18 protein-coding genes are annotated in these 15,318 nt (G+C 56.5%); 5 read left to right on the forward strand and 13 right to left on the reverse strand.

The genetic code is table 11. From position 1 onward, the window contains the following. Positions 1-70 precede the first annotated feature (70 nt). The 7 genes from OCV64_RS09075 to OCV64_RS09105 all read right to left on the reverse strand — a co-directional run bounded on the left by OCV64_RS09075 (position 71) and on the right by OCV64_RS09105 (position 6,602). Positions 71-925: an ABC transporter permease gene (locus OCV64_RS09075; protein ID WP_147572143.1), complete on the reverse strand. Its 855-nt coding sequence runs from the start codon at positions 923-925 to the stop codon at positions 71-73. Continuing rightward, a complete protein-coding gene (locus tag OCV64_RS09080; RefSeq protein WP_262669844.1) occupies positions 922-1,929 on the reverse strand; it encodes an ABC transporter permease in 1,008 nt (335 codons plus the stop codon). Before OCV64_RS09080 ends, OCV64_RS09075 begins: the two co-directional genes overlap by 4 nt. Beyond that, positions 1,916-3,094, reverse strand: coding sequence for an ABC transporter ATP-binding protein (locus tag OCV64_RS09085; protein ID WP_147572142.1), 1,179 nt, complete (start codon positions 3,092-3,094; stop codon positions 1,916-1,918). The genes OCV64_RS09080 and OCV64_RS09085 overlap by 14 nt, the downstream gene beginning before the upstream one ends. A gap of 264 nt (positions 3,095-3,358) precedes the next feature. Next, a complete protein-coding gene (locus OCV64_RS09090; RefSeq protein WP_240287339.1) occupies positions 3,359-4,318 on the reverse strand; it encodes a hypothetical protein in 960 nt (319 codons plus the stop codon). After that, positions 4,299-4,535 (reverse strand): helix-turn-helix domain-containing protein, encoded by a 237-nt coding sequence (locus OCV64_RS09095; protein ID WP_186852082.1) that lies wholly within the window; start codon positions 4,533-4,535, stop codon positions 4,299-4,301. The genes OCV64_RS09090 and OCV64_RS09095 overlap by 20 nt, the downstream gene beginning before the upstream one ends. A gap of 9 nt (positions 4,536-4,544) precedes the next feature. Then, a complete protein-coding gene (locus OCV64_RS09100) occupies positions 4,545-5,483 on the reverse strand; it encodes a hypothetical protein (protein ID WP_262669845.1) in 939 nt (312 codons plus the stop codon). A 126-nt stretch (positions 5,484-5,609) separates the two neighbouring features. Next, complete coding sequence (locus OCV64_RS09105; RefSeq protein WP_262669846.1) at positions 5,610-6,602, reverse strand: RluA family pseudouridine synthase; 993 nt, start codon at positions 6,600-6,602, stop codon at positions 5,610-5,612. Between the two features lie 168 nt (positions 6,603-6,770). Between OCV64_RS09105 and OCV64_RS09110 the strand changes: the two genes are divergently transcribed. Together OCV64_RS09110 and rpmF are read left to right on the forward strand one after the other, a co-directional pair. After that, complete coding sequence (locus OCV64_RS09110) at positions 6,771-7,274, forward strand: YceD family protein (protein ID WP_147572137.1); 504 nt, start codon at positions 6,771-6,773, stop codon at positions 7,272-7,274. Between the two features lie 46 nt (positions 7,275-7,320). Next, complete coding sequence (gene rpmF, locus OCV64_RS09115; protein WP_147572136.1) at positions 7,321-7,509, forward strand: 50S ribosomal protein L32; 189 nt, start codon at positions 7,321-7,323, stop codon at positions 7,507-7,509. A gap of 53 nt (positions 7,510-7,562) precedes the next feature. On the opposite strand, the gene recO is transcribed toward rpmF, so the two are convergent. The 4 genes from recO to OCV64_RS09135 form a co-directional block, all read right to left on the reverse strand. Then, a complete protein-coding gene (gene recO / locus OCV64_RS09120; protein WP_186852080.1) occupies positions 7,563-8,324 on the reverse strand; it encodes a DNA repair protein RecO in 762 nt (253 codons plus the stop codon). A gap of 36 nt (positions 8,325-8,360) precedes the next feature. Continuing rightward, positions 8,361-8,507 carry a hypothetical protein gene (locus OCV64_RS09125; protein WP_262669847.1) on the reverse strand — a complete coding sequence of 49 codons (147 nt, stop codon included), beginning with the start codon at positions 8,505-8,507 and terminating at the stop codon, positions 8,361-8,363. Positions 8,508-8,604: 97 nt separating this feature from the next. Further along, the gene (gene era, locus OCV64_RS09130) at positions 8,605-9,504 is read right to left on the reverse strand and encodes a GTPase Era (RefSeq protein WP_262669849.1); all 900 of its coding nucleotides are present in this window, start codon (positions 9,502-9,504) and stop codon (positions 8,605-8,607) included. A 172-nt stretch (positions 9,505-9,676) separates the two neighbouring features. After that, on the reverse strand, positions 9,677-10,699 hold the full coding sequence (locus OCV64_RS09135) for a YeiH family protein (RefSeq protein WP_186852077.1): 1,023 nt from the start codon (positions 10,697-10,699) through the stop codon (positions 9,677-9,679). A 117-nt stretch (positions 10,700-10,816) separates the two neighbouring features. Between OCV64_RS09135 and OCV64_RS09140 the strand changes: the two genes are divergently transcribed. Then, positions 10,817-11,689: a LysR family transcriptional regulator gene (locus OCV64_RS09140; RefSeq protein WP_240287331.1), complete on the forward strand. Its 873-nt coding sequence runs from the start codon at positions 10,817-10,819 to the stop codon at positions 11,687-11,689. A 39-nt stretch (positions 11,690-11,728) separates the two neighbouring features. Here OCV64_RS09140 and ybeY read toward each other — a convergent pair whose 3' ends face one another. Together ybeY and OCV64_RS09150 are read right to left on the reverse strand one after the other, a co-directional pair. Then, on the reverse strand, positions 11,729-12,235 hold the full coding sequence (gene ybeY / locus OCV64_RS09145) for an rRNA maturation RNase YbeY (RefSeq protein WP_186852075.1): 507 nt from the start codon (positions 12,233-12,235) through the stop codon (positions 11,729-11,731). A gap of 17 nt (positions 12,236-12,252) precedes the next feature. Beyond that, positions 12,253-13,881, reverse strand: coding sequence for a gamma-glutamyltransferase family protein (locus OCV64_RS09150; protein ID WP_262669850.1), 1,629 nt, complete (start codon positions 13,879-13,881; stop codon positions 12,253-12,255). A gap of 174 nt (positions 13,882-14,055) precedes the next feature. On the opposite strand from OCV64_RS09150, the gene spoVAD reads away from it, so the two are divergent. Together spoVAD and OCV64_RS16200 are read left to right on the forward strand one after the other, a co-directional pair. Then, positions 14,056-15,081, forward strand: a complete 1,026-nt coding sequence (spoVAD, locus tag OCV64_RS09155; protein ID WP_147572123.1) for a stage V sporulation protein AD — start codon at positions 14,056-14,058, stop codon at positions 15,079-15,081. A 67-nt stretch (positions 15,082-15,148) separates the two neighbouring features. Next, positions 15,149-15,318, forward strand: a 170-nt coding sequence (locus OCV64_RS16200) for a SpoVA/SpoVAEb family sporulation membrane protein (RefSeq protein WP_394803829.1), incomplete at its 3' end; no start/stop codon positions are given.

Raw genomic sequence — 15,318 nt, forward strand, 5'->3', positions numbered from 1 at the left:
TTACCATTCCTCCAGTAATTTTTAAGAATATATCTCCAGGCCGGCAGGCCCTGAGAACAAAATAGGGTGATTATCGTCTTTGCTTTCTGGCCTTCTCCAATCGGGCTTCCCTCACATTGTTGATAATGAGCAGGAGCAGCACCGTAGCAAAGAGCAGGGTGGAAATGGCGTTGATCTTAGGGGTAATCCGCTTCTTAGTCATGCCGTAAATAGTCATGGCCAAGGTGGACACTGAGGAGCCGGCAGTAAAGTAGGAGATGACGAAGTCATCCACGCTCATGGTGAAGGCGATGAGCGCGCCGGACACAATGCCCGGCTTGATTTCGGGCACCACGACCTTCCAGAACGCCTGCATCCAGGTGCAGCCCAGGTCCTGGGCCGCGTCGATGAGGTGGCCGTCCATCTGCCTCAGCTTGGGCATGATGCACAGCACCACATGTGGGATATCAAAGCAGATATGGGCGATCAGTAAGGAGCCAAAGCCCATATACAGCCTGGGCGCGGTAAGCCGATGGGTCGTTTCCATCCATTCCACAAAGCCGTTCCAGGCGCCAAAGGCAGCCACAAAGAACAGACACAGCGCCACACCGGTGACGATGTCGGCGTTGATCATCGGAATGTTGTTAACCGTCACCAGGGGCTCCCGCCAACGCCGGCGCATATTGTAAAAACCGATGGAGGCAAAGGTGCCCACAACAGTAGATACCACTGTGGCGATCAGGGATACCGTCAGCGTGGTATATACGCTCTGCATAATGATCCGGTCCTTGAACAGCTCCTGATACCACTTTAGAGAAAAGCCCTGCCAGACCGCGTTACTATTTCCCTCGTTAAAGGAGAAGATGATAAGCAGAAAGATAGGGGCATACAGGAACAGAAACACCATGACCATAAAGGCACGGGAAGCGATACCATTTTTTCTCATAGCGTCACCGCCTGTTCTTCGCCCTCTCCAAAGCGATTCATAATCCACATACAGGTGACCACAATGACCATCATTACCAGGGAGATAGCCGAGCCCAGCCTCGGGTTGTAGGCGTTGCCCAGAAACTGCATCTCGATCAGGTCACCCAGCATGATCTGGGTGCCGCCGCCCAGCATTTTGGAGATTGCAAAGGTGGAAACGGCCGGAACAAACACCATAGTAATGCCGGACAGCACACCGGGCAGGGACAGGGGCAGGGTAATCTTCCGGAATACCCGGGCAGAGCTGGCCCCCAAGTCCCTGGCTGCCTCCAGCAGAGAGTTGTCCAGCTTAAGCAGCACCGAATAGATGGGCAGGATCATAAAGGGCAGGTAGTTGTAAACCATGCCAAGCACCACAGCGCCCTGGGTGTTGAGCAGCTTAAAAAACTTCATATTGGTCGGCCGGGCTGCATCCAGCAGGAAATCGGCTGGCAGCAGTTCCCCGATCCCCGGCAGATCTTTCAGGGCCGGCAGCACCGCCGTGTTGATGGCCGCGCAGACATCATTGAGCCAGCCATTCAATAAATTGCCCAGATCTATGATGCCCACCGCCTGGAAAAACTGGTTCAGAATGCCGCTGTTGTCCAGAATGGACATCCAGGCGTAGGTCCTCAGGAGGAAGTTCATCCACATGGGCAGCATAATGATGACCATGGCCATCTTCTGAAAGCCGGGGCCCTCCTTGGCCATGAAGTAGGCCAAGGGATAGCCGATGAGGACGCAGATAGCCGTGGCGATGATGGCCAGCTTGAAGGAGCGGGTAAAAACCACCGCGTAGGTACCCATCCGGGCAAAATTATCCAGGGTAAACGCCTCTCTCCAGTTGCCCGCCGCGATCAATTCGGCGCTGTTCGCCGTGGTAAAGGCGTAGAACACCACCATAAAGATGGGGACAATGGTGAATACCGCCATCCACAGCACATAGGGGGCGGCAAACAGGGAAAGCAGCTTATTCCTTTTCATCTCCGTCCTCCCCATCCGCCTCGTCCGGTTCCAGGGAGGCGTCGCCGATCTCCTCGTACTCCTCGGAGTAGGAGGAGTAGTCGCCAAACATCCCGGAGTATTGGCTCTTCTTCATAACGTGGATGCCATCGGGATCAATCTTGATGCCGATGCGGCTGCCCACGGGGGACAGGTCGGTAGTCTGGATCAGCCACTTGAAGCCATAGAAGTCTACGATGATGTCGTACTGCATCCCCTTGAAGGTCACGTTGGTGACCGTGCCCCTCAGCTGGCCCTGGTCCTCGGGGACGATATCCACGTCCTCGGGCCGGATGACCACATCCACCGCCTCGTCCTTCTCAAAGCCTCCGTCCAGGCACTGGAACCGCCGGTTGAAGATCTCCACCACTCCGTCCTCTCGCATGATGCCGTCGATGATATTGGACTCACCGATAAAGTCGGCCACAAAGGCATTTTTCGGCTCATTATAGATGTCCTCAGGAGTGCCGATTTGCTGGATCTTGCCGCCGTCCATGACCACTACAGTGTCGGACATGGCCAAGGCCTCCTCCTGGTCGTGGGTAACATAAATAAAGGTGATCTCCATAGCCTGCTGGATGCGCTTGAGCTCATTCTGCATATCCTTGCGCAGCTTCAGGTCCAGGGCGCCCAAGGGCTCGTCCAGCAGAAGCACCTTGGGCCGGTTCACCAGGGCCCGCGCAATGGCCACCCGCTGCTGCTGGCCGCCGGACAGCTGGCTGATGTGCCGCTTTTCAAAGCCCTTCAGGTTGACCACCTCCAGCATCTCCATGACACGCTGGTGGATCTCCTTTTCCGGCAGCTTGACTTTTTTCCCCTTATCATCCGCCTTCGGGATACGCAGGCCAAAGGCCACGTTCTCATATACGTTCAGGTGGGGAAACAGGGCATACTTCTGGAATACCGTGTTCACCGCCCGTTTATGGGGCGGAACAGCATTAATCCTCACACCGTCAAAAAAAACATCGCCAGAGGTGGGCGTCTGAAAACCACCAATGATTCTGAGTGTGGTGGTCTTGCCGCACCCGCTGGGACCCAGCAGTGTGAGGAATTCCTTGTCGTTGATATACAAATTGATTCCATCCAGCACCACTTCGCCGTCAAAGGACATGGTGCAGTTGGACAGACGGATCAGCTCCTTGGACATCTCGCTTATCCCCCTTTAGTCTGATAAAAACTTGTCAGCTCCCTCGATTTATTCACCCGGTTCGGCGTCCGCCCGCTGTGGACATCCGGGGGGCCGGGTTTTCACGGATAGCGAGATACACTATATCCGGTCATACCCCAAATGTCAATGATTTTCCCTAAAATTTTTTCTGACTTTTCCCCTCCGCTCCCCCGCAGCATGTCCAGACCGGTTTTGGACCCAAACAGGACAGCGGGAGAGGGTCCTTTCCCTCTCCCGCCGATCCTAATCCAAATTCAGATAAACCACGCGGCCCATCCCCCGCTCATCCAGCTGGACCAGCTGGTGGGAAGCGCCCGCTTCCGTCCCCAGAGTGTAGACAGACCGCTCTGTGTCTCCAGTCCGGTCCCTCTGGGTCACAAGGGCCCAGACCGCCCCCTGGGGCCGCTCCAGGGACAGCCCCTCTCCCACTTCCTCCATGGTCAGCGTCCTGCGGTCCAGCAGCTCCTCCTCTCCGTACCAGCGGACCTCCAGCTCTGTCACCCGCTCCACAGATTCCATCGTTACTTCCGCCGTAAAAGAGAATATTTCCTCCTCCCCATCGGCGGTCTTGGTTTGGGTGTCTGTGACCTTAGTGGTAAATCCCCCCATACCGCCGTAGCTGTTTCCACTGCCGTCCAGATAGACCGTGCCATCCTCCATCTGGTACACCTGATAGGCAGTCCAGCAGTAGTCAAACTCGTTTGTATTCCAGTTTCTGTCATCCAAAGGCGGTCCAAAGTAGACCGTTCCGCTGATGGACTCCTCCTCATCGCCCACTTTAATATGAGCGCCCGCCAGGCCGCTGGTACCGGCATATTGAGTACCGCCTTCTTCCAGCTCCTCCTCGGCCAAAAAGCAGTTCAGGCCAGGCAGACCTGGAAATTCATAGTCCTGTCCGTGAGGATCGTCGGTAAACCGTCCAATTAAAATCTTTTTGGGAAAGGACAGGGTGCCGAAGTCCTCTGTTTTCATTTCCTCTGTGCCGTACTCCACCCAGTGACTCTGGTCCACCGGGATCTCCTCCCCCTCCTTCGGCATCTTCTCCAATACCATGTGAAAACCGATAAACTGGTCCGCTCCGGGGTCCTCCCTCTCTGGCCGGGCCAGTCGGCTGCCAGAAGTGCTGGCGGCTAGAGCCGCCAGAAAGCAGGCCAGCAGGACGGCCGCCGCCCCTGTCTTCCCCTTAGTCCACAGTTTCTTCATCTTTGTCCTCCAATCGTCCGTCAAAGTGGAGAATGTCCCCCACCTGACAGTCCAGATAGTAGCATATCCTATTGATGGTGTGGAAGCGCACACCGCTGGCCTTCCCGGAGCGCAAGATAGACAGGTTAGCCTCGGTAATTCCCACCTTGGCACATAGCTCCTTAGAGGTCATGCCCCGCTCCTTCAGCACGTCGCTCAAATATACTCTGATCGCCATGGCTTTCCCTCAAATGATGGAGTCGTTGTCCTCCTGGAGGACCGCCCCCCGCTGAAGGCAGCGGCACAGGAGAAACAGCCCGGCGGAGGCCGCCAGTGAGAACAGCGGGAGGGTGATGGAGAAGCTGGCGGAAAGCAGCTCCCCTACCAGGGCCAGTTGGAGCAGGTTGGCAAAGACAGTCAGCGTCACAGTAGCTTGCGCCGCCGTCTTGCAGGCCAGAGCAACACGGCCGCACAGCTCCGCCCCCGCCTGGTCAAAGGTGCCGCCCCCCAGGACGGAGGCCAGCTCGGAGCCCCAAACCATAGTTACAGCTACCAGCAGGCCGGGGGCGGCGTTCAGCACCCCCAGAACAATCAGAACCGGCAGCGTCAGCCCTCCAGGGTTCGTGTTGCCTTCCACCACCCAGGCCCACTGGGCAGCTACCCCGGCGGCCCCTCCGTAGGCCACGGAAAAGGCACACAGCAGGGCACAGCCGGAGAGCAGTGCCCCAAAGGCGGCAGCCAGGCGCTGGGTGGGCGCCCCATCCAGGCCCCGGAGCAGCTTCAAAACCAGCCACGCCGCCCCCATAGACAGCACCGTACACCCTCCGGCTAAGGGGAAGATCTGGGCCGCAGTCTCCCCCAGCTGGGTCGGATTGGCCAAATAAAAGAGCCAGCAGAAGATCACAGGGGCCATCAAGCCAAGAAGGAGATCCTCCATCCCTCTGCCCTTCTTCCCTATCCGAATCAGGAGCAGCAAGGGCGCCCCGCTGACCAGCAGGACTACCAACCAGGCCAGCAGGTCGCCCCCAAAGCCAGACAGGGACAGCACCCTTAGACCCCGCCCTACTGATAGGAGAGGGTCATTCATCGTGCTCCACCCGGCTTTGGCGGACAACAGCCCTCCGGCCAGAGCCGCCAGCAGCCCCAGAATGGCTCCCCCTGTTAGCATCCACAGTTTTTTCTTCATATCTATTCCGCCCTTCAATTATTGTTTAACAATAATTTTAATATAAGATATCAAAAAAATTATTGTTTGTCAATAATATATTCAATAAAAAAGAGCCGAGGCTGCCCCGACTCTTTTCCAGCCTATTCACCGGGAGGACGGCTCTCTCCCGGCCTCTGGCCAAGCTCCAAAATACTCCCGGACAAAGTCCACGTCCTCCACCTGAAAGGTCCGGCCATTCAGGTGCTCCAGAGGTCCGGCATCGGTGGTGAAGTGGAAGGCGAGCTTATAGGAGTACAGGGCCTGCCCATGGCGGCCATACTTTCGATTCTCCCGCTCACTGCCGTACTTGCCGTCCCCGATGAGGGGGTGTCCGGCATGGGCGAATTGGGCACGGATCTGATGGGTCCGCCCGGTGATCAGGTCGCACTCCACCAGGGACAGGCCATTTTTCACCGCAAGCGTCTTATATAAGGTAACGGCAGTTTTGGCCCCCGGCCCCGGCCGGTCGCGGACATAGACCTGCTTTTTGACCTCGTCCTTAAAGAGATAGCCTTCCAGTTTCCCCTCCTTGGGCGCCATCCTGCCCTGGACTACACACAGGTAGTATTTGCTTAACTCCCGGTCCTTGATCTTCTGGTTCATCACCCGGAGTCCCTCCGCCGTCTTAGCCGCAATGACTATGCCCCCCGTGTTCCGGTCGATACGGTTGCACAGGGCTGGCGCAAAGGAATTCTCCCAATAGGGAGACCACTCCTTCTTCTGATATAAGTAAGCCTGGATATGGGTAAGCAGGGTATTGACTCGCTCGTTCTCATCCGGATGGACCACCAGGCCGGGCCGCTTGTCCAGCAGCAGGATATGCTCATCCTCATACAGGATATTCAGCTTCGGCTGGTACAGGGACAAAAAAGCGTTTTCCGGGGTGGGGCGGTCAAAGAACTCGTCGTTGATATATAACTGGAGCACATCTCCCACATTCAGCCGGATGTCCCGCTTGGAGCCCTTTCCGTTGACCTTTACCCGCTTGAGGCGGATATACTTCTGGGCCAGCGGGGCAGGCAGCAGGGGGATCGTCTTGGCCAGCCAGCGGTCCAGCCGCTGACCTGCGTCATTTTTTCCAATGGTAAATTCTTTCATGGCGGCTCTCTCCTACAAAGGCTGTAAAAAGTGCCCTATCTTCCCAAAATTGGACCATAAAAAATTATATTTGTCAATCAGAAAAAAAGATTTGACAAGTTGGGAACTTTTCTCTATAATACTTTCCGTACCATTATGCGAGTTTAGGGTCAAACCCAGGAGGAAGCCATGCGTCTGGATCTGAAAGATATCATTCATAAGCCAGACGCCCGCAAGACCTTCCAGTTCCAGGCAGACCTGTCCGGTCTGGAATTTTATGGGAGGAAACCCATCACCCGCCCCGTTCTAGCCCAGGGCAGCGTGACCAACCACGCGGGCGCTCTTGTGCTGGAGGGGACGGTCAGTTCCCTGTTGGATCTGGTCTGTGACCGCTGCGGGAAGGAATTTTCCCGTGAAAAGGTGGTCCGGCTGGACAGTCTGGTTGCCCAGGCCCTGGAGGATGAGGAGAACGACGAGATCATCCTTTTGGATGGAACTGAGTTGGATCTGGACCAGGTGGTGACGGAGGCTTTCGTACTCGAGATGGATACCAAAAACCTTTGCTCAGACGACTGCAAAGGGCTGTGTGCCAAATGCGGGGCTGACCTGAATCTCGGTCCCTGCGGGTGCAGACCTGAAGTAGATCCAAGACTGGCGGCCCTTGCGCAGCTGTTGGATGGCGAAACTGAGTGAGTAGTCGAAGTGCCGCACGGCACGTAAACCGAAGGAGGTGTCACCCATGGCGGTTCCTAAGAGAAAAGTGTCCAAGGCCCGGCGCGATAAGCGGCGCAGCTCCCACTGGAAGCTGGAAACTCCCGGTATCGTGACCTGCCCCAAGTGCGGGGCGTTCCGGCTGCCTCACCGGATGTGCAAGAATTGTCTGACCTATAACGGCCACACATTTGGCCAGGTCGAGGCCCAGCAGTAATGAATATTGCGGAAAAAGCCCGCTGTGGAACTCCACAGCGGGCTTTTTTTGAATCATATCCCTCCGGTCTGTATCCCTTTGTAAAAATCCAGTGTCTGAAAGCCCCGCTCCAGTTGGGTATGGAGATATGCCTCTGTCAGATCCGCCAGCTTGGTCAGCCCTTCCCCGCCTATCGAAAAGGAGAAGAGCCGCTTTGGATCTCCATAGGCGATATGCTCCATAGCCCGCAGCGCGTGGAGGTTGAGAGGCATGGAGATGCCCTCCCCCATCTCTCCCCGGCAGGCAGCACAGTGGACCACGCCCTCTCGCAGATGGAAGCGCGGCTCCTCCGGCGGGGTCCTGCCGCAGACGGCACAGCCGTCCAGCAGCGGCTCGTATCCAGACAAGCACATGGCCTTCAGTTCAAAGGCCGCCTTAACCAACGCCAGGGGTTTCTCTTTCATTTTATCCAGTGCGTGCAGGCTGTTCAATATCAATGAGAGCAGCTCAGAGCTGGCGACCCCTTCCACTGCCAACAGCTCCGCCACCTCGGCGAAATAGCAGCCCAAAGCCAGCCGCTCCAGGTCATCCCTCACCCCCTGGAACAGCCGTTCCGTGGACGCCTCCTTCACGGTCCAGCGCCCCTGGTAGTCGTATAACACCATTTCTGACCAGGCCAATAGCTGGCATGGCGCGGCCAGGGCGCTCCCCTTTTTTCGGCAGCCCCGGGCGGAGGCAGTGAGTTTCCCCTGCTCCTGGGTAAAGAGCGTCAGGATCTTATCCGACTCCTTATAGTCCACCTGACGGAGGACCAGAGCCTTAGTGGTCATATGCATAGCGTATCTCCTATGTACCGGGGCACAGCCTCAGGACTATGCCCGGTCCGCCCCCTTGGGCTGAGGCCGAAACGACGGCCTGGCCGGCAGTGCCGGTCCCTCCCGGTCCAGGGCCGCGAGCATCAGATAGGCTTCTGGCAGACCGGTTTCCCAAAATAAGCTCCACAGTCCGTTCTCATTCATACTCCAGTCCTCCCACAAATCTCTCCGCAATTAGACTGGGCTTTTCTCATGGAAAGTATGACCGGGAAATTCTGTTTATTGCTGGCGTCAGCTGCAATCAATCCTGGTGGTAGCCAAAATTCTGAATTGCCGCGGGATTATCACGCCAATTTTCCTTGACCTTTACCCAAGTCTGGAGGTACACCTTAGTCCCCATAAATCGCTCCATATCTTGCCGGGCCAAGGTGGATATCTTTTTCAGCATGGCACCGCCCTTGCCGATGATGATACCCTTATGGCTGTTCTTTTCGCAGTAGATGGTGGCCTCTACCTCAATGACCTCGTCCTCCCGCTCTACGAAACGGGTAATCTCCACCGCGGTCCCATGAGGGATCTCCTTATCCAGGGACAGAAGCAGCTTTTCCCGTAAGATTTCCCCCATCATCTGCCGCTCCGGCTGGTCGGAGGTCATGTCCTCCGGGAAGAGCTGGGGCCCATCGGGAAGGAAGCCCTCCAGCACGCCCAGCAGCTCCTCCACCCCCTCGCCGGTCTTGGCGGAGATAGGAACCACGGCCTGAAAGTCGTGTTCCTGGCTGTAAAGCTGTATCACTTCAAGGAGCTTGTCTTTCCGCTCCAGCGTATCCGCCTTGTTGATGACCAACACGGCGGGACAGCCCAGGGTCTTGACGCGGGCGATAAGCTGTGCTTCCGGCTCCCCAATATTCGGGATGGGCTCCACCAGCAGAGCCACCGCATCTACGTCAGCCACACTCTCCCTGACCACATTCACCATATAGTCCCCCAAGCGAGTACGGGCTTTATGCAGACCCGGCGTATCCACAAAGACAAACTGGCTCTCTCCCCGTGTCAGAATACCGCAGATGCGGTTCCGAGTGGTCTGGGGCTTGTTGGTAACGATAGCTACTTTCTCCCCCACCAGGGTGTTTATCAATGTGGACTTGCCTACGTTGGGCCGGCCGCACAGAGTAATGATACCGGATTTTTTGATAATCGGCATAAGATAATCCTCACTTTCTCAGGTGTGAACAATTTCCCGTCTACAAATATTTTTTATTATTATCTTTCAAGTCAGAGAAAGGCCACCTCTCCCTTTTCTGCTTTTTATTTTATCATATTTGACGGAAAATAGCAAACGGCCCGCCGATTTGGCGGGTCGTTTGCCGACTGTGTTACACAATGCCCATAAAATACTCGACCGCGATTGCCACTACTACCACCAAGGCAGAGATAATAAATCCGTGAATCATGGGGTTAATGCCAGATTTACGCATTTCCCGGAAATCAGTATTTAAGCCGATGGCTGCCAGAGCTGCCACCATTAGGAATTTGCTCAGCTCTTTTAAGCCAGAAGACAGCTCCTGCGGAAACACTCCCAGGCTGTTAATGGCTGCCATTCCCAAAAAGCACAGGATGAACCAGGGAAAGATAGAGGTAATCTTCACTTTTTCTCCCTGAGACACTATCCCGGCCTTCCGTTTCTCCCGCACCTCGATCAGGCTGAATACCAGCACAGTGGGGATGATGGCCAAGGTGCGAGTCAGCTTCACCATTGTGGCAAAATCGCCGGCTCCCTCTGAAAAGGCGTATCCTGCCGCCACCACGCTGGAGGTGTCGTTCACCGCCGTCCCGGCCCATAGTCCATAGGCCATATCGCTTAATCCCATGGCCTGCCCCATAATAGGAAAAAGGACGATCATCACCATGTCAAATAGAAAAGTGGCCGACATGGCATAGGCAATATCCTTATCCTCCGCATCGATCACCGGGGCGATGGCCGCAATCGCAGAGCCTCCGCAGATCCCCGTCCCGGCAGAAATCAGGTTAGACAGCTTCCAGTTCAGGCCAAGTGCCCGCCCCACAAAATATCCGCCGCCGAAGCAGGTCAGCAGGGTAAACATCATGACTACCAGGGACAGCCGGCCTACATTGAGCACTACCTTGATGGACAGCGAGGCTCCCAAGAGAATGATGGCGAATTTCAGAATTTTTTTGGATGTGAACTTCAGGCCCTTGGCCACACCATCGCTCGGCTTCCTGATCTGGTTGAGTCCCATACCGATGAACAGGGCAATGACTGACGCCCCAATGAGATGGATCGGCAGTAGACCCTCAATGAATTTGGCACAAGCCGCGATAGCCAATGCCAGTAAAAGTCCGGGAATAAGCTCCCCTATCCGGTTCAACACCTTCATAGCTCCACTTCCTTTTGCAATATTTCCCTCTGGTCACATTCATCATAACACCGGTTGATTATAAAATCAAATTATGTTATATTATATATAATAAATATTTTTAATGGACGTGAACATATGCTGGACCAAAAACTTCAGACCTTTCTCACTGTAGTGGAGCTGCGCAGCTATACACTGGCCGCCCAGGCCCTTCATATCACCCAGCCCGCCGTTTCTCAACACATCCGAAAGCTGGAAGAGCACTACGGTGCCCAGCTCATCGACTTCACAGGCCATCAGCTCGCCCTCACCCGAGCGGGAGAATTGATGTATCGATACGCCACCTTTCAGGCAGCCAACGAGCACAGGCTGCTGGAGCAGCTCAACCAAAGCGCCCAAACTCTCCGGGTCGGTGCCACCCTGTCCATTGCCGACTATTATCTTCCCCCTCTTTTGGCCCCCTTTCTGGCCCAGTCCTTCCGTCCCCTGGCGCTCCATGTAGGCAATACGGAAGAAATGCTGTCCGCCTGTGTTCGGGGAGAGCTGGACTGTGCCCTCATCGAAGGGATCTTTTATGACAATGACTTCTGCAGCCACATTTTTCATACTGCCCGGTTTTTACCTGTGGCTGCCGCCAGCCATCCTCTTTCACAGAAAGAACACAGGCTGACAGATCTGTTTTCTTATCCTCTCATTTTGCGTGAGCCCGGATCAGGCACCCGCGCCATTCTGGAAAACAGACTCTTTCAAGCCGGCTGCTCTCCCCAATCCTTCTCCTCTGTACTGGAGTGCGGCAGCTTCCGAATGATTAAGGAACTGCTGAAAGCAACTCATGCTGTCAGCTTCATGTATGAGCAGGTGGCCGCCCAGGAGGTGGCGTGTGGTACACTGACCTATCTGCATCTGTCCGATTGGCAGATCCTGCGCCCCCTCTATTTTGTCTACCCCAGGCACAGTATGTCCCACAAAGCCTGTCAGAATTTTTATGACGAATGTCTTTGTCCCAAATAGAACAGACGGAGCCAAGTCCTATGACTTGGCTCCGCTGTGTTATGTCCGGTCAAGACCCATCTCCGTCAAAATTTTTTCTTCTCTTTCCCGCATCTGCCGCTTCATCGGGCCCTCGTCCAGGTGGTCGTAGCCCAGCAAATGGAGGACCGAGTGTACCGTTAGATAGCACAGCTCCCGCTCCAGGGAGTGACCGTACTCCTCGGCCTGCTCGTTTGCCCGCTCCAGGGAGATCACCATATCCCCCAAAAAGACTTTGCCCGTGTCTGGGTCCGCCCACTCGGCTCTGGGCTTTTCTCCGGGAGACAGCTCGAACATGGGAAAGGACAGCACATCGGTGGGCCGGTCCACCCCTCGCGTTTCCAGATTGGCCTGATGGATGCCCGCGTCATCTGTGATAAGCACATCGACGGCGCAGGGCACGTCCACCCCCTCCGTCTCCAAGGCTGCCTCGATAACCCGCTGGAGCTTTGACTCGTAGGGCCAGTCCTCCTCACAGTCCACACACACGCAGTGGGACGTCCCCTTTTGTCCTTTGCCAAGCAGCATATCTTCCACCCCTGCCCTTACCAGGCCGCCACAGTGCCATCGCACCGAGGCTCGGTCCCGCCAACTAGCATTCCGTTCTCCGTCCGCCAAATGATTTGCCCGCGGCCCATAGTGATGTTGGTGTTCAAAACCTCCACCTCATGGCCCATGTCCGCCAGCTCTCTGCCGATGTGGGCGGGAACCTCCCGCTCCAACTGGATATGCTTTCCGCCCACCCACTGAATTCTCGGGGCATCCAGCGCCTCCTGGGGATTCATATGATAGTCGATGGTGTTCACCGCCACCAGCACATGGCCCTGGGGCTGCATGAAGGCGCCCATGACGCCGAAGGGGCCAACAGCATCTCCGTCCTTCATCATAAAGCCGGGGATGATGGTGTGATAGGACCGCTTCCCTCCGGCCAGGCAGTTGTCGCTGTTCTCCTCCAGGGAGAAGTTGGCGCCCCGGTTCTGTAAGGAGATACCAGTGCCGGGGATGGCCACGCCGGCGCCGAAGGTGGTATAGTTGCTCTGGATAAAGGATACCATGTTGCCCTCTGGGTCGGCAGTACACAGGTAGATGGTCCCGCCGCAGGAGGGGTCTCCCGCCTCCGGCATCAGCGCCCTGTCAGAAATGAGGGCCCGGCGCTGGGCGGCGTACTCCTCGGACAGCATATCCTCCACCTTGGTCTTCATGTACCGGGGGTCCGCCACATAAGTCTTAGTGTCCGCGAAAGCCAGCTTGATGGACTCCAGGATCTTGTGGTAGGTGTCGGCGCAGTCCTTCTCCTGGGACAGCTCCAGCCCCTTTAGGATATTCAGCGCCATCAGCACTGTGATGCCGTGGCCGTTGGGCGGTATCTCGCACACGGTATAGCCCTTATAGTCTGTGGTGATGGGCTCCACCCACATGGGCTGGTAATTTCTGAAGTCATCCTCACAGAAATACCCCCCAGTTTCTCGGCTGAAGGCCACAATCTTCTCCATCAGAGGACCACGGTAATAGCTTTCACAGTCTGTGGCGGCCAGCTCCTCCATCGTCTGGGCATACTCCTCCCAGCGGAACAGTTCACCGGCCCGGTAGTGGGTGCCGTCCTCCTTCATAAAGGTATTCCACCAATAGGAGTGAGGCGCAGGTTCCTTGGACCGGGCAGCGGCAATACGCTGGGAGTCCTTCTCCCACTGGGGCTCCAGATTGACCGGGACAGGATATCCCTCCCGGGCATAGGAGATGGCTGGAGCAAACAGTTCGGACAGGGGCTTGGCGCCAAATTTTTTATTGATCGCCGCCCAGCCCGCGGGGGCCCCCGGCACCATGGTCGGCAGCCAGCCCGTTTTGGGCATCTCACTGTGCCCCATGGCTCTCACCATCTTCGCATCCAGCGCCATGGGAGCCACGCCACTGGCGTTGAGTCCGTACAGCTTCTTCTCCTTCTCTACCCAAATCAGGGCAAAGCAGTCTGAGCCCAGGCCGTTTCCGGTGGGCTCCAGGATGGGCATGGCTGCGGCCATGGCGACAGCCGCGTCCATAGCGTTTCCTCCGGCCTTCATCACATCCAGGCCGATCTGGGCCCCCAGAGGCACAGAGGTGCAGGCCATTGCGCGGCGGGCATAGACTACATTCCGGCGGGAAGGATAGGAATATTTTTGTGGGTCGAATTGGGGCATAGGTCCTCTCTCCTTTTCTTTCCTTTGCAGCCCCCATTATACAGGAATCTGGCCCTTTTGAACAGAAGAAAGCAAAAGAAATTTTTATTCGCCTCTTCCTTATGCTTCGGGCATATTTCTCTCCCCTTCGGACAAGCTATGGTCATCTTCATTCTCTATTGGGAGGCGTTTCCCTTGACGACAAAAAAAACAGGCAGCCAGACAGTCACCCTGGCCTGTCCCCCTTCCTTCGCCGGTCACGCCAACGTGGTAGGAAAGAAGGAGGGTGAGGGCCCTCTGGCCAGCTCCTTCGACTATATCGGGACTGACGACACCTTCGGCGAGTCCACCTGGGAGAAATCGGAGAGCGCCATGCAGAAGCAGGCCCTGGCTCTGGCCTTAAATAAGGCGGGCCAACCTGCCTCTAATATAGACTGGCTCTTTGCCGGCGACCTGCTGAATCAGTGCATCGGTTCTTCCTTCGCCGCACGCGGCCAGGAGATTCCCTTTTTCGGCCTCTATGGGGCGTGCTCCACCATGGGGGAGGGGCTGGCTCTGGCCTCTATGACCTTGGATGGCGGCTTCGGGGAGTGGGCCGGAGTGGTAGTCTCCTCCCACTTCTGCACTGCCGAGCGCCAGTACCGCACCCCTCTGGAGTACGGCGGCCAGCGAACTCCCACCGCCCAGTGGACCACTACCGCTGCCGGAGCTGCTATTCTGGCACGGGAGGGCCCCGGCCCCTATATCACCCATGTGACGGTAGGCAAGATTGTGGACAAGGGCATCACCGACACCAACAACATGGGGGCAGCCATGGCCCCGGCCGCCTATGACACCATCTCCACCCACCTAAAGGACACCGGCCGGGCGCCGAGCTACTATGACCTGATCGTCACAGGCGACCTGGGTAATCTGGGCAGCGAGCTACTGTTGGAGTTGCTCCGGCAGGACGGGCTGGAACTGTCCAACCACACCGACTGCGGGATGCTTATTTTCGACCCGCAGAGTCAGGATGTCCACTGCGGAGGTTCCGGCTGCGGCTGCGCAGCCTCGGTGCTGACGGGCTACCTGCTCAATGGAATGCGGGAGGGCAAATGGAACAACATTCTTTTCTGCCCCACCGGCGCTCTCCACTCTCCTACCTCCGCGTTCCAGGGGGAGAGCGTACCCGGCATCTGCCACGCCATCGCCATTTCTACTCAGCGATCCCCCCAGGCGTGACCGCCGGCTGTCTTCGGGCATCACGCCCATACCTGGGACCTCTATCTTGTTTGAAAGGTGCGTAATCATGGAATATCTTAACGCCTTCCTCTGCGGCGGCATCCTATGTATTATCGGCCAGCTTTTGATTGATAAGACTCCCCTTACCCCCGCCAAGATCCTGGTGTCCTATGTGACCGCCGGGGTGATCCTCAGCGGCCTGGGGCTCTACCAGCATCTAGTGGACTGGGGAGGAGC

This window comes from Muriventricola aceti, from assembly GCF_025567565.1.
Lineage (GTDB): Bacteria > Bacillota > Clostridia > Oscillospirales > Oscillospiraceae > Lawsonibacter > Lawsonibacter aceti.

What these genes read in the sequence shown, in the direction of transcription:
- OCV64_RS09090 (WP_240287339.1), bottom strand. Translation starts at nt 4,318, where the DNA reads ATGAAGAAACTGTGGACTAAGGGGAAGACAGGGGCGGCGGCCGTCCTG.
- OCV64_RS09100 (WP_262669845.1), bottom strand. Translation starts at nt 5,483, where the DNA reads ATGAAGAAAAAACTGTGGATGCTAACAGGGGGAGCCATTCTGGGGCTG.
- OCV64_RS09135 (WP_186852077.1), bottom strand. Translation starts at nt 10,699, where the DNA reads ATGAAGGTGTTGAACCGGATAGGGGAGCTTATTCCCGGACTTTTACTG.
- OCV64_RS09125 (WP_262669847.1), bottom strand. Translation starts at nt 8,507, where the DNA reads ATGAATGAGAACGGACTGTGGAGCTTATTTTGGGAAACCGGTCTGCCA.
- OCV64_RS09140 (WP_240287331.1), top strand. Translation starts at nt 10,817, where the DNA reads ATGCTGGACCAAAAACTTCAGACCTTTCTCACTGTAGTGGAGCTGCGC.
- OCV64_RS09080 (WP_262669844.1), bottom strand. Translation starts at nt 1,929, where the DNA reads ATGAAAAGGAATAAGCTGCTTTCCCTGTTTGCCGCCCCCTATGTGCTG.
- OCV64_RS09095 (WP_186852082.1), bottom strand. Translation starts at nt 4,535, where the DNA reads ATGGCGATCAGAGTATATTTGAGCGACGTGCTGAAGGAGCGGGGCATG.
- OCV64_RS09085 (WP_147572142.1), bottom strand. Translation starts at nt 3,094, where the DNA reads ATGTCCAAGGAGCTGATCCGTCTGTCCAACTGCACCATGTCCTTTGAC.
- OCV64_RS09105 (WP_262669846.1), bottom strand. Translation starts at nt 6,602, where the DNA reads ATGAAAGAATTTACCATTGGAAAAAATGACGCAGGTCAGCGGCTGGAC.
- OCV64_RS09150 (WP_262669850.1), bottom strand. Translation starts at nt 13,881, where the DNA reads ATGCCCCAATTCGACCCACAAAAATATTCCTATCCTTCCCGCCGGAAT.
- era (WP_262669849.1), bottom strand. Translation starts at nt 9,504, where the DNA reads ATGCCGATTATCAAAAAATCCGGTATCATTACTCTGTGCGGCCGGCCC.
- recO (WP_186852080.1), bottom strand. Translation starts at nt 8,324, where the DNA reads ATGCATATGACCACTAAGGCTCTGGTCCTCCGTCAGGTGGACTATAAG.
- OCV64_RS09110 (WP_147572137.1), top strand. Translation starts at nt 6,771, where the DNA reads ATGCGTCTGGATCTGAAAGATATCATTCATAAGCCAGACGCCCGCAAG.
- rpmF (WP_147572136.1), top strand. Translation starts at nt 7,321, where the DNA reads ATGGCGGTTCCTAAGAGAAAAGTGTCCAAGGCCCGGCGCGATAAGCGG.
- OCV64_RS09075 (WP_147572143.1), bottom strand. Translation starts at nt 925, where the DNA reads ATGAGAAAAAATGGTATCGCTTCCCGTGCCTTTATGGTCATGGTGTTT.
- ybeY (WP_186852075.1), bottom strand. Translation starts at nt 12,235, where the DNA reads ATGCTGCTTGGCAAAGGACAAAAGGGGACGTCCCACTGCGTGTGTGTG.